Below are 12,767 nucleotides of genomic sequence, written 5' to 3' on the forward strand. Positions count from 1 at the left end.
TTCAGGCGCCTGGAGTAACGCGACGCAGGTCAGTCCTTGGCCAGGGCGGCCAGCAGGCGGTCCTCGGTGACCTCGGGGCCGGTGAGCTGCTCGGTGATGGCGCCGTCCCTGAGCACCACCACGCTGTCGCAGTTCGCGACCAGCTCGGCCACGTCCGAGGAGATCAGCAGGATGGCCAGGCCGTCCACGGCCAGCTCGTCGAGCAGCGCCTGCATCTCCAGCTTGGTCGCCACGTCCACGCCCCTGGTGGGCTCGTCCAGCAGCAGCACCTTGGGGTGCATCGCCAGCCAGCGGGCCAGCAGCACCTTCTGCTGGTTGCCGCCCGACAGCTCGCCGGCCGGCTGCCGGGGCGAGACCGCCTTGATGCCCAGCCGCCGCATGAAGGTGGCCACGATGCTGTCGACCTGCGTGTCCGACACGATGCCCGCCCGTGACAGGCGGGGCAGCGCGGCCAGGGCGATGTTGTCGCGGACCGACAGGGCCGGCACGATGCCCTCGGTCCTCCTGTTCTCCGGCACCAGGCCGATCCCGGCGCGTACGGCGCTCCTGACCGACCACTTGCGCATCGGCGCTCCTGACCACCTGCGCGCCGGCGCGCCCGCCACCCTGACCTGGCCGGCGTCCACCGGCAGCGCGCCCGCGATGGCCCGCGCGGTCTCGCTGCGGCCCGCGCCGAGCAGCCCGCCCAGGCCGACCACCTCGCCGGCCCGCATCTCCAGCGACACCCCGTCCAGCATGTGGTGGCGGGTCAGCCCCCTGGCCTCCAGGACCGGCGCGTCGGCGGGCACGTCCGGCTCGCCGGCCTGCGGGGCGGGCGCGGCGGGATGGAACGGCCGGCCGAGCATGAGCGAGACCAGCCGCAGCCGGTCGAGCCCGGCCATCGGGCCGGTGTGCACGACGCGGCCCTCGCGCAGCACCGTGACGCGGTCGCAGATGCCGTACAGCTCCTCCATGCGGTGCGTGACGTAGACGACCGAGCGGCCCTGCTCGCGCAGCCGGGCCACGGCGGCGAACAGGATCTCCAGCTCGGCGTGGTCGAGGGCGGTGGTGGGCTCGTCCATGATGACCAGGCGGGCGTCCGCCGAGGCGGCCCGCGCCAGCGCCACGATCTGGCAGGCGCCCTCGCCCAGCGAGCCGAGCGGGCGGCGCACGTCCACCTCCAGCCCGTACGCGGCCAGCAGCTCCGCGGCGCGGGCGTGCACGGCCGCCGAGTCGATCAGCCCGAGCCGGCCCCGCGGCTCCCTGCCGAGCAGCAGGTTGCGGGCCACGCTCATGGTCGGGACGAGGTTCGTCTCCTGGTGGATGGTGGCGATCCCGGCCCGCTTGGCGTCGGCGGGCCCGGCGAACCTGACCGGCTCGCCCAGCAGGCGCAGCTCGCCCGCGTCGGGCTGGTGCACCCCCGACAGCACCTTCACCAGGGTGGACTTGCCCGCGCCGTTGCCGCCGACCAGGGCGTGCACCTCGCCGGTGCGCACGGACATGGTGACGTGGTCGAGGGCGGTGACCCCCTGGAACGCCTTGAGAACGCCAGCGACCTGTAGCACGGTTGCCTCCGCCTCGATCGTGATCGAGAAAGGAAACGGTCCAGTAACGAGCTTGTCACATTCGATCAGAACTGGGCGACATGCAGGCGCACGCCGCGCGCGCTCAGGTCGTCGAGCACGTCGCGGGGCGCGGCGTCGTCGGTGACCAGGTGGTCGATGCGGTCGGGCGGCACGGTCTGCACCATCGTGTCGACGCCGACCTTGGTGTGGTCGGCCAGCACCACGACCTCCTCCGCCGCCGCCGCGAGCGCCCGGTCGACGCCGGCCACCTGCATGTTCGGGGTGGACAGGCCGCGCTCGGCGCTCAGGCCGTTGCCCGAGATGAAGGCCCTGCGCACGCGCAGCCCGGCCAGCGACTGCTCGGCCGCGCTGCCCACCAGCGCCAGGATCGGGCCGCGCAGCGTGCCGCCGGTCAGCATCACCTCGATGCGCGGCGAGCCGGCCAGCACCTGCGCGACCAGCAGTGAGTTGGTGACCACGGCCAGCTCGGCGTGCTTGGTCAGGCGGCGGGCGAACTCCTGCGTGGTGGTGCCGGGGCCGATGACGATCGCGTCGCCGTCCTCGACGAGCGCGCCCGCCAGGTCGGCGATGGCGGCCTTCTCGGCCGCCTCCAGCGACACCTTGTGCGCGTAACCGGCCTCGCGCGACAGCTCGCCGGGCAGGGTCGCGCCGCCGTGGTGGCGGTTGAGCAGGCCCTCGGACTCCAGCGCGCGCAGGTCGCGGCGGACGGTGACCTCGGAGGAGTGCACCGCCTGGGCCAGCTCGCGCAGCGACACGGCGCCGTTGGCACGCACCAGCTCCAGGATGCGCTGCCGGCGCTCGGCGGCGAACACGGGCCTGCGTCCGTCACTCTGCGTGTCGCTCACGACCCGATCATAGTCGATCGGGCCCCTGCGGGTTCACCTCTGATCGATCGAGAGCGAAGGCGATCGGCGCCGGCCGTACCCGCCTGTCTCGGTGCCCGCCTTCGCGGCGAGGGCGCCTGCCGTTCGTTCGGCGGGTTCGGCTTTGACCGAATGAGAACGAATCTGATCGGGAATCTTGACCACCTCGCTCCGTGGGTGCTTACTTTGGAGCTTGTCAGGGTCAAAAGCTGTCCGAACCTGATCGGCGCCCTCCGAAAGGACCCCCCGTGCGTAAGCGCCTCACGTTGTTGCTGGCCGTACTGATGTCCGTGTCATGGCAGCTTCCGGCACCAGCCTCGGCAGCCCTTCCCGAGCGGAACGGGCTGCGCGGCGACTACTACCTCGCCTCGGCGGCGGGCACGTTCGACTTCGCCGAGCTGAAGGCGAGCATCATCGACCCGAACCTCGAGATGGCCGACCTGAACCCCACGTTCAAGCTGCTGACCGGCCGGGAGGACGACGTCACCGTCCGGTGGACGGGACAGATCACCCCCAAGTTCTCCGAGACCTACACCTTCTCGATGATCGGCGACAACGGCTTCCGCCTGTGGATCGACGGGAGGCCGGTCATCGACCACTGGGTGGACGACTGGGACAGGGAGCAGGCCGGCACGCCGATCGCCCTTGAGGCGAACAGGAAGTACGACATCAAGGTCGAGTACTTCGAGCACTTCGGCGGCGCGAACCTGCGCCTGCGCTGGCAGAGCCCGAGCCAGCCGAAGGCGATCGTGCCCGTGGACGCGCTGACCGTCCCGGCGGACTTCCAGCCGGACGGGCCGTACGACGCCAGGCTGAACGCGGCCGGCGACGTCGCCACGCTCACCTTCGCAAAGCCGCTCGCCGCCCTGCCCGCCGACGCGCACGAGAAGCTGGCCGTCACGGTCGGCGCCGCCGCCTGGCCCGTCACCGCCGCGACGCAGAAGACCCCGCAGACCGTGGAGCTCGAACTGGGCGCCCAGGTCCCGGCGAAGGCGGGCAGCACCGTGCGCACCTCCTACGACGGCAACGGCGGCCTCGCCTACGCCGACGGCACCCCGCTGGCCGCCTACCCGTTCGCACACGTGGTCAACGCCTCCACCTACGTGCTCAAGAGCAAGTGGACCGACCAGGTGGACCGGGAGAACCCGCTGCCCGAGTACCCCAGGCCGCAGCTCGCCCGCGAACGCTGGCGCAGCCTCAACGGCGTCTGGCAGTTCGCCCCGGCCAAGGAGGGCGAGGCCGCGCCCATCGGCAAGGACCTGGCCGAGAAGATCGTCGTGCCGTACCCGGTGGAGTCGCAGCTGTCCGGCATCGGGCGGCACGAGGAGCGCATGTGGTACCGCAGGACGTTCGAGGTGCCCCGCTCCTGGCGCGGCGAGCGGCTGCTGCTGCACCTCGACGCCGTGGACTGGGACGCCACGATCCACGTCAACGGCAAGCAGGTCGCCACCCACAAGGGCGGCTACGACCGGATCAGCGTGGACGTCACCGGCGCGCTCAAGGGCTCCGGCCCGCAGGAGCTGGTCGTCGGCGTGTTCGACCCGACCGACGACGGCGCCCAGGCCATCGGCAAGCAGCGGCTCGACCCGAGCGGCATCTGGTACACCTCGGTGTCCGGCATCTGGCAGACCGTCTGGATCGAGCCGGTCCCCAGGAACCACATCGAGCGCGTGGACACCGAGCCCGACCTGCGCGGCCAGGCCCTGTACGTGACCGTCCACGGCGCGCCCGGCACCGCCACCGTGATCGCCAGGGACGGCCGCCGGGTCGTCGGCACCGTCCGCGGCCAGAGCGGCAAGGAGTTGCGCCTGCCCGTGCCGAACCCCAGGCTCTGGTCGCCCGACGACCCCCACCTGTACGACCTGGAGGTCAGGCTCGACGGCGACAAGGTGCAGTCGTACTTCGGGATGCGCTCCATCTCCGTGGCCGGCTGGCGGATGCTGCTCAACGGGCAGCCGATCTTCCAGATCGGCCCGCTGGACCAGGGCTTCTGGCCCGACGGCATCTACACCCCGCCCACCGACGAGGCGCTGCGCTACGACCTGGAGCAGACCAAGGCCCTGGGCTTCAACGCGGTGCGCAAGCACGTCAAGGTCGAGTCGGACCGCTGGTACCACCACGCCGACAAGCTCGGCCTGCTCGTCTGGCAGGACATGCCGGCCGCGTTCAGGACCACCGACAGGCCGCAGTACGAGGCCGAGCTGAAGGAGCTGGTCGACCAGCACCGCAGCAGCCCTTCGGTGATCATGTGGGTGCCGTTCAACGAGGGCTGGGGCCAGTACGACCAGGCGCGCATCGCCAACCTGGTCAAGAGCTGGGACCCCTCCCGGCTGGTGAACAACATGAGCGGGATCAACTGCTGCGGCGCCGTGGACGGCGGCAACGGCGACGTCAAGGACTTCCACATCTACCCGGGCCCCGGCAACCCCGGCAAGCCGTCCGGCAGCAGGGCGAACGTGATCGGCGAGTACGGCGGCCTGGCCCTGCCCGTCGTCGGCCACACCTGGTCGGGCGGCGGCTGGGGCTACGCGGTCGAGCCGAACCCGGAGGCCCTCACCACCCGCTACGTGAGCATGGCGGAAGAGCTGGCGAAGCTGCACGCCTGCGAGCAGCTCAGCGCCGCCATCTACACGCAGACCACCGACGTCGAGACCGAGATCAACGGCCTCATGACCTACGACAGGGCGGTCATGAAGCCGGACGTCCAGCGCGTCGCCGCCGCGCACAAGGCGCTCACGAGCGCCGTCAACCCCTCCTGCGGCTGATCACCGCCGGGCCCCGGCCCTCGTGGCCGGGGCCCGGCACCTGATAGGAAAGGAACCGCGATGACCCCCCACATCCGGACGGCCGCCCTGGCGCTGGCCGTCCTGCTCACCGCGGCGGCCTGCGCCAAGGCGGAGGAGCCGCAGGCCGCGCCCGCCGCCACGAGCACCGCCGGGCAGCAGGTCGTCCAGAGCCCGACCGGCACGGCCGGGCCGACGTGCACGCTGCAGCAGTTCGGCGGCACGAAGTTCGACCTCAGATCCGCCACGGTCGGCTTCTCCCAGTCGGAGAAGGAGGCCAACCCGTTCCGCATCGCGGAGACCAAGTCGATCAAGGACGAGGCCGCCAAGCTGGGCATCGCCGACCTCAAGGTCACCAACGCCCAGTCGCAGTTCTCCAAGCAGATCACCGACGTGCAGCAGCTCATCGCGCAGGGCGTGCGGCTCCTGGTCATCGCGCCGCTGAACTCCGACGGCTGGGAGCCGGTGCTCCAGCAGGCCGCGGCCAGGAAGATCCCCATCATCACGGTCGACCGCAAGATCAACGCCAAGGCGTGCAGCGATTACCTGACGTTCATCGGCTCGGACTTCTACGAGCAGGGCAAGCGCGCCGCCGACCGCATGATCGAGGCGCTCGGCGCCGAGGGCAAGGTGGCCATCCTGCTCGGCGCCCCCGGCAACAACGTCACCACCGAGCGCACGAACGGCTTCAAGGACCGGGTCAAGGAGAAGGCACCCGGGATCACGATCTCGTTCGAGCAGACCGGCGAGTTCGCCCGCGAGAAGGGGCAGCAGGTCACCGAGCAGCTCATCCAGTCCAACCCCGACATCAACGGCATCTACGCCGAGAACGACGAGATGGCGCTGGGCGCGGTCACCGCGCTGAAAGGCGCGGGCAAGGAGCCGGGCGACATCAAGATCGTCTCGGTCGACGGCACCCGCAGCGCCGTGCAGGGCATCGCCGACGGCTGGCTGTACGCGGTCATCGAGTCCAACCCGCGCTTCGGCCCGCTCGCCTTCGAGACCGCCCAGAAGTTCCTGAACGGCGAGGCCATCCCCGAAAAGGTGATCATCTCCGACCGGGACTACACCACGGCCAACGCCGAGGACTCCCTCGGTGAGGCGTACTGAGTTGGCAGCCGTACTCGAGGCTCGGGGGATCAGGAAGCGCTTCCCCGGCGTGCTCGCCCTCGACGACGTGTCCCTCGCCCTGCACCCGGGCGAGGTGCACGCGCTGGTCGGCGAGAACGGCGCGGGCAAGTCCACCCTGATCAAGGTCTTCACCGGCGTCCACCGGCCGGACGGCGGCGAGCTGCGCTACCGGGGCGCTCCCGCCGCCTTCGGCACCCCGATGGAGGCGCAGCACGCCGGCATCTCCACCATCTACCAGGAGGTCAACCTCGTCCCCATGATGTCGGTGGCCCGCAACCTGCTGCTCGGCCGCGAGCCGCGCGGCCGGTTCGGGGTGATCGACGCCGCCGCCATGTACGGCGAGGCCGAGCGCGTGCTGGCCGGCTACGGCGTCGAGACCGACGTCCGCCGGCCGCTGCGCACGCTCGGGGTGGGCGCCCAGCAGATGGTCGCCCTGGCGCGGGCCGTGTCGGTGGACGCGCGGGTGGTCATCATGGACGAGCCCACCTCGTCGCTGGAACCGCGCGAGGTGGAGACGCTGTTCGGGGTGATCAGGAGGCTGCGCGACAGCGGCATCGCCGTCATGTACGTCAGCCATCGCCTCGACGAGCTGTACCGGGTGTGCGACCAGGTGACGGTGCTGCGCGACGGCCGCCTGGCGCACACCGGGCCGCTGGCGGCGCTGGAGCGGATCGAGCTGATCTCGCTGATGCTCGGCCGTGACCTGAACGAGGTGCGTGCTCAGGGGCTGACCAGCTTCTCCCGGGGCTCCGCCGCGAACGGGCGGGCGCCGGTCGTCGAGGCGCGCGGGCTGACCAGGCGGCACGTGCTCGACGGCGTGGACGTGAGCGTCAGGCCGGGCGAGGTCGTCGGCCTGGGCGGCCTGCTGGGCGCGGGACGTACCGAGACCGCCAAGGCCATCGTCGGCGCGCTGCCGCTGGACGGCGGCCAGGTGCTCGTGGCGGGCGCCCCCCTGCGGGCCGGCTCGACGACGGCGGCGATCAGGGCGGGCGTGAGCCTGCTGCCCGAGGACCGCAAGGCCGAGGGCATCATCCCCACCCTGTCCGTGCGCGAGAACATCGCCCTGGCCGCCCTGCCCGCCCTCGGCAGGGCCGGGGTGGTGTCCGAGTCGAAGATCGACCGGGTGGTCGAGATCTTCATGCGGAGGCTGAGGATCAAGGCCGCCTCGCCGCACCAGCTCGTCTCGGAGCTGTCGGGCGGCAACCAGCAGAAGGTGCTGCTGGCCCGCTGGCTGGCCGTGCGGCCCAAGGTGCTGCTGCTGGACGAGCCCACCCGCGGCATCGACGTGGGCGCCAAGGCCGAGGTGCAGGCGCTGATCGACGAGCTGGCAGGGGAGGGCCTGGGCGTGCTGCTGATCTCCTCCGACCTGGAGGAGCTGGTCGAGGGCGCCGACCGGATCCTGGTGCTGCGCGAGGGCGCGGTCGTGGGCGAGCTGTCGGGCGACGAGGTGACCGAGGAGAGGATCATGGCCACGATCGCGGAGCAGTCCGATGGCTGAGCTGACGTCCAGGCGGGGCGGCCGGATCGCCGTGCTCAAACCGCAGGTCTTCGCCTGGGTGCAGGACTACGGCGTGTACGCGGCCGTGCTGACGCTGCTGCTGTTCAACGTGCTGTTCACGCCGCACTTCCTGGACGCCGCCAACTTCCGCACCCAGCTCGTCCAGGTCACCCCCGTCGTGATCGTCTCGCTGGGCATGGCGCTGGTCATCGGCACCCAGGGCATCGACCTGTCGGTCGGCTCGGTGATGGCGCTGGCCGCCGCGCTGACCGTGCTCTACCTCGGCTACGGCTGGCTGCCCGCGGTCGTCGTGGCCGTGATCGGCGGCGCGGTCGCCGGGCTCGCGGGCGGGGCGCTGGTGGCCTACGTCGGGGTGCAGCCCATCGTGGCGACACTCGCGCTGCTGGTCGGCGTGCGCGGGCTGGCCAATGTGCTGGTGCCGCAGCTCGTCGAGTTCCGCAACCCCGGCCTGATCGCCCTGGGCAGCAGCTCCGTCGCCGGCATCCCGGTCATCGTGCTCATCGCGGCGGCGCTGACCGTGATCGTGCTGTTCGTGGTGCGGCGCACCACGTTCGGGCGGCAGGTGGTCGCCATCGGCGGCAACCGCTCGGCCAGCGAGCTGTCGGGGCTGCCCGTGAAGCGGGTGCTGCTCACCGTGTACGTGCTCTCCGGCCTGCTCGCGGCGCTGGCCGGAGTGCTCGCCACGGCCCGCCTGCAGGCCAGCGACCCGACCTCGCTCGGCCTGTTCATCGAGCTGTCGGCGATCACCGCCGTCGTGGTCGGCGGCACCCCGCTGACGGGCGGCCGGATCAGGGTGCTCAGCACGGTCATGGGCGCGCTGCTCATGCAGCTCCTCGCGGCCACGCTGATCAAGCACAACCTGCCGCAGTCGTGGACCCAGATGGTCCAGGCGGTCATCATCCTGGCCGCCGTCTACGCCACCAGGAAGCGGGGCACCCGATGAACCGCGAGCAGACCAGCCGCCTGCTCCAGCAGCACGGCGCCGTCATGGTACTGGCGCTGCTGGTGATCGTGGGCAGCCTGGCCTTCGAATCCTTCGCCACCCCGGCGAACGCCGCCAGCGTGGTCGTGTCGTCGTCGTTCCTGGCGATCATCGCGATCGGGATGACGTTCGTGATCATCAGCGGCGGCATCGACCTGTCGGTGGGCTCGCTGTTCGTGCTCGGCGGCGTGCTGGCGGCCTACGGCTCCCCGTACGGCATGCTCGTGGCGCTGCTGCTGCCCCTGGCGGTCTGCGGGGTCGTCGGCCTGCTCCAGGGGCTGGTGATCGCCCGGACCGGCATGGCGCCGTTCATCGTCACCCTGGCCGGCCTGCTGGGCGTCCGGGGCCTGATGCTGGCCATCTCGGACGAGGGCGCCACCACCTATCTGGTCAAGGACCGGGCCTTCGCCGCTCTCGGCCAGGGCGAACTGCTCGGCCTGTCCCATCCCGTCTACATCACCGGCGCTCTGGCGCTGCTCGCGATGGTCCTGCTGCAACGCACCGGTTTCGGGCAGAACGTCTACGCCATCGGCGGCAACGAGCAGGCGGCGGCCCTGATGGGCGTGCCCGTCGCGCGTACCAAGGTGCTCGTGTACGTCATGTCGGGCCTGCTGGCGGGCCTGGCCGGCGCCCTCAACGCCGCCCGGCTCTCCTCCGGCGTGACCATCCTCGGCATCGGCCTCGAACTCGACGCCATCGCCGCCGTCGTGATCGGCGGCACCCTGCTGACCGGCGGGGCCGGTGGCATCACCGGGTCGGTCGCCGGGGTGCTGCTGCTCGGGGTCATCCAGAGCCTGATCAACCAGGTGGGCAGCCTCACCTCGGCGTTCCAGCAGGTGGTCAGCGGGGTGTTCCTGGCGCTGGTGGTGGTGGCGCAGCGGCTGCTGAGCAAGGCCCAGCGGCTCACCTGACGGAGATTCAGCGCACCCGGCCGCGCGGCTTGAGCCGCGTGCCGGGCAGGACGGGGGCGGGGAGCGGCGCCCCGTCGAACCCCTCGACGACGCCGAACCCCTCGCCTCCCATCCACTCCTTGCGGAAGGCGGCGATCTCGTCGTGGTCGCGCCCGACGAAGTTCCACCACATGACGATCTCCTCGCCGAACGGCTCACCGCCGATCAGCAGCACCCGCCCGCGCCCCGACAGCCGCACCCCCGGCCGCCCCGGCGGCAGGTACACCAGCGGCCCCCGTGCCAGCTCCGCCACCTCGCCGTCGAGCAGCAGCAGCCCGTGCTCGAACGCCGGATCCACCGGCACCACGCACTCCCCGTCGACCGCCACCTCCGCCCCGACGAGCGGGGTGTGGGCGGTGGCGGGCGAGGTCACCCCGCCGAGCGTCCCCATGACGACGGTCGCCGAGAAGCCGCGCCCCGCCAGCACCGGCAGCGTGGGATGGTGCTCGAAGCCCGGCTCGACCTGCCGGGCCCCCTCCGGCAGCGCCACCCAGAGCTGCACCCCGTGCAGCACCGTCTCTGGCGACTCCTCCGAGTGCGAGATGCCCCGCCCGGCCGTCATCAGGTTGAGCTGGCCGGGGCGGATCTCCTGCAGCGTGCCCAGGCTGTCGCGGTGCAGCACCTCGCCCGCGACCAGCCAGCTCACCGTCTGCAGCCCGGTGTGCGGATGCGGCGGCACCCGCATGGTGGCCCGCTGCGGGCCGTAGGCGTCGACGAAGCACCAGGCGCCGATCATGCGCCGGTGCACGCCCGGCAACGTCCTGCTCACGGCCATCGCACGCGGGCCGCCCAGCGGCACGTCGCGCCCTTCCAGCACCTCGCGGCCGGCGCTGTTGTCGGCACCTTCGTCAGCGCCGCACCGGATCTCCAGGGGGTCAAGCTCCAGGTTGCTCACGGCAGAACTGTACGCGCCGAATACGTCAGTGCAGCATCTCCCACCAGCCCTCGACCGCCGGCGCGGCCGAGACGTCCACGGCCTCGCCGGGACGCGGCACGGCGATCTTCACGTCGCGGGCCTTGGCCTCCCGCCACAGCCGCTCCACCGGCTCCGCCCACGGGTGCAGCGCGAGCGTGAACGTGGCCCAGTGCACCGGCAGCAGCAGCTTCCCGCCCAGGTCGAGGTGGGCGTTGACGGCCTCCTCCGGGTTCATGTGCACGTCCGGCCAGGCCGGGCTGTAGGCGCCGATCGGCATCAGCGTCAGGTCGAACGGCCCGTGGGCGGAACCGATGCCGCGATACCCCTCGAAGTAGCCGGAGTCGCCCGCGTAGAAGACCCGCCTGTTCTGGCCCGCCACGACCCAGGAGCCCCACAGCGTGTCGTTGCGGGTCAGGGAGCGGCCGGAGAAGTGGCGGGCGGCCGTGGCGACGAAGCGCAGCCCCGCGACCGTGGCCTCCTCGTCCCAGTCCAGCTCGATGATCCGGAACGCGGGCACGCCCCACCGCTCCAGGTGCGCCCCGATGCCGAGCGGCACCAGGAACGGCGCCTTCTGCGTGCGGGTCAGCGAGCGCACCGTGGCCAGGTCGAGGTGGTCGTAGTGGTCGTGCGAGATCGCGATCGCGTCCACCTCGGGCAGCTCGCGCAGCTCCACCGGCACGGGGTGGTGCCGCTTGGGGCCGACGAGCTGGGAGGGGGAGGGGCGCCGGCTCCACACGGGGTCGAACAGCACCCGCCTGCCCTCGATCTCGACGAGGGTGGAGGCGTGGCCGTACCAGACGGCACGCACCCCGTCGGCGGGCGGCGCGTCGGTCGGCGGGACGCGCAGCGGGACGAGCCCGGCGGGATGGCGCTGCTCCCTGTCCTTGGCCAGCTCGCCGAGCAGCCCGACCGGCGGCGCGGTCATGAGCGTGGTCTGCTCGGGCATCGTGTTCACGAACGAGCCGTCCCTGAACTGCGGCGAGCGCCTGATCCGCGCCGCGCGGTCCGGCCCCGAGGTCAGCGGCCGCACGCCCAGCTCGGCGGGCACCTCGCGCAACGCCCACCCGGCCGCGGCGAGGGCCGCGCCGCCCGCCAGGATCCGCCGTGCCGTCCGCATTCTTGCCATCGCCCACTCTCCCCTGGAATGTCGTCTGGAATGTCGTCTGTCCGGCTCCAACCGGACGGGACTCCCCGGTGTTCCCCTACGTACGATATATCGCGATACGTCAGACCGTCTTGATCGCCCCGCCGTCGATGACGTAGTCGGCGCCGCTGACGCTCCCGGCATGCGGCGATGCCAGCCATGTCACCAGAGCGGCGACCTCGTCCGGTTCGACGAACCTACCGGTCGTCATCCCGACGGCCGACGGCAGCCCCGCCAGGAACTGCTCGTGCTCCACCCCGAAGGCCCGCGCCAGCCCGGCGCCGTACCCATCAGGGGCCTCCCACATCGCGGTGCGCACGGCGCCGGGGGAGACGGTGTTGACGCGCAGCCCCTGCGGGCCGAACTCCTCGGCCAGGGCCTTGCCGAACGCGGTGAGCGCCGCCTTGGCCGTCGAGTACGCGATCGGCCCCGCGCCGGGCAGCCGGGCGCTGTTGGAGGAGATGGTGACCACCGCGCCGCGCCGCCGCAGCAGGCTCGGCAGGGCGGCGCGGGTGGTGCGCACGGCGCTGAGCAGGTTCAGGTCGTGGACCGCGCGCCACACCTCGTCGCTCACGGTCAGGAACCCGCCGACCAGGTCGGTGCCGGAGTCGCCGCCGCCCACGTTGTTGACCAGCAGGTCGAGCTCGCCCAGCTCGGCCGTGGCCCGGTCGATCAGCGCGGCGGGCCCGTCAGGGGTGGACAGGTCGGACGCCACCAGGACGGCCCCGGTCTCCTTCAGCTCGGGGGTGGCGGTCCGCGAGGCGGCCACGACGCGCATGCCCTCGGCGATCAGCGCCCGCACGATCGCGAGCCCGATGCCCCTGCTCGCGCCGGTCACCACGGCGGTCTTGCCGGTCAGCTGCATGTCCATGAGTGCTCCTGTGAGTGAGTCGCATCAGTGTTGACGCGCTCAA

The 12,767-nt window shown here is 71.9% G+C and carries 10 protein-coding genes; 5 read left to right on the plus strand and 5 right to left on the minus strand.

Translation table 11 applies throughout. From position 1 onward, the window contains the following. Positions 1-29: 29 nt before the first annotated feature. Both LCN96_RS56610 and LCN96_RS22135 read right to left on the minus strand, forming a co-directional pair. Entirely contained in the window at positions 30-1,544 is a 1,515-nt protein-coding gene (locus LCN96_RS56610; protein WP_263657503.1) for a sugar ABC transporter ATP-binding protein, read from the minus strand. A 65-nt stretch (positions 1,545-1,609) separates the two neighbouring features. Beyond that, complete coding sequence (locus LCN96_RS22135) at positions 1,610-2,410, minus strand: DeoR/GlpR family DNA-binding transcription regulator (protein ID WP_225274774.1); 801 nt, start codon at positions 2,408-2,410, stop codon at positions 1,610-1,612. Positions 2,411-2,676: 266 nt separating this feature from the next. On the opposite strand from LCN96_RS22135, the gene LCN96_RS22140 reads away from it, so the two are divergent. Genes LCN96_RS22140 through LCN96_RS22160 form a run of 5 tightly spaced genes read left to right on the plus strand, consistent with a single transcriptional unit; the run spans position 2,677 to position 9,754 of the window. After that, entirely contained in the window at positions 2,677-5,193 is a 2,517-nt protein-coding gene (locus LCN96_RS22140) for a PA14 domain-containing protein (RefSeq protein ID WP_225274775.1), read from the plus strand. Positions 5,194-5,253: 60 nt separating this feature from the next. Next, positions 5,254-6,321, plus strand: coding sequence for an ABC transporter substrate-binding protein (locus tag LCN96_RS22145; protein WP_225274776.1), 1,068 nt, complete (start codon positions 5,254-5,256; stop codon positions 6,319-6,321). A 1-nt stretch (position 6,322) separates the two neighbouring features. Next, positions 6,323-7,840: a sugar ABC transporter ATP-binding protein gene (locus tag LCN96_RS22150; protein ID WP_225274777.1), complete on the plus strand. Its 1,518-nt coding sequence runs from the start codon at positions 6,323-6,325 to the stop codon at positions 7,838-7,840. Further along, entirely contained in the window at positions 7,833-8,804 is a 972-nt protein-coding gene (locus tag LCN96_RS22155) for an ABC transporter permease (protein ID WP_225274778.1), read from the plus strand. The genes LCN96_RS22150 and LCN96_RS22155 overlap by 8 nt, the downstream gene beginning before the upstream one ends. Continuing rightward, entirely contained in the window at positions 8,801-9,754 is a 954-nt protein-coding gene (locus LCN96_RS22160; RefSeq protein ID WP_225274779.1) for an ABC transporter permease, read from the plus strand. Before LCN96_RS22155 ends, LCN96_RS22160 begins: the two co-directional genes overlap by 4 nt. Before the next feature lie 7 nt (positions 9,755-9,761). On the opposite strand, the gene LCN96_RS22165 is transcribed toward LCN96_RS22160, so the two are convergent. The 3 genes from LCN96_RS22165 to LCN96_RS22175 all read right to left on the minus strand — a co-directional run bounded on the left by LCN96_RS22165 (position 9,762) and on the right by LCN96_RS22175 (position 12,724). Continuing rightward, positions 9,762-10,688: a pirin family protein gene (locus LCN96_RS22165; RefSeq protein ID WP_225274780.1), complete on the minus strand. Its 927-nt coding sequence runs from the start codon at positions 10,686-10,688 to the stop codon at positions 9,762-9,764. Between the two features lie 25 nt (positions 10,689-10,713). Next, positions 10,714-11,835, minus strand: coding sequence for an MBL fold metallo-hydrolase (locus tag LCN96_RS22170; RefSeq protein WP_225274781.1), 1,122 nt, complete (start codon positions 11,833-11,835; stop codon positions 10,714-10,716). Between the two features lie 100 nt (positions 11,836-11,935). Beyond that, positions 11,936-12,724, minus strand: coding sequence for an SDR family oxidoreductase (locus tag LCN96_RS22175; protein ID WP_225274782.1), 789 nt, complete (start codon positions 12,722-12,724; stop codon positions 11,936-11,938). Positions 12,725-12,767: the final 43 nt, after the last annotated feature.

The organism is Nonomuraea gerenzanensis (assembly GCF_020215645.1).
Lineage (GTDB): Bacteria > Actinomycetota > Actinomycetes > Streptosporangiales > Streptosporangiaceae > Nonomuraea > Nonomuraea gerenzanensis.

Bases quoted from the DNA above. Each gene is read 5' to 3' on its own strand.
- LCN96_RS22155 (WP_225274778.1), top strand. From the start codon at position 7,833: ATGGCTGAGCTGACGTCCAGGCGGGGCGGCCGGATCGCCGTGCTCAAA.
- LCN96_RS22145 (WP_225274776.1), top strand. From the start codon at position 5,254: ATGACCCCCCACATCCGGACGGCCGCCCTGGCGCTGGCCGTCCTGCTC.
- LCN96_RS22175 (WP_225274782.1), bottom strand. From the start codon at position 12,724: ATGGACATGCAGCTGACCGGCAAGACCGCCGTGGTGACCGGCGCGAGC.
- LCN96_RS22170 (WP_225274781.1), bottom strand. From the start codon at position 11,835: ATGGCAAGAATGCGGACGGCACGGCGGATCCTGGCGGGCGGCGCGGCC.
- LCN96_RS22160 (WP_225274779.1), top strand. From the start codon at position 8,801: ATGAACCGCGAGCAGACCAGCCGCCTGCTCCAGCAGCACGGCGCCGTC.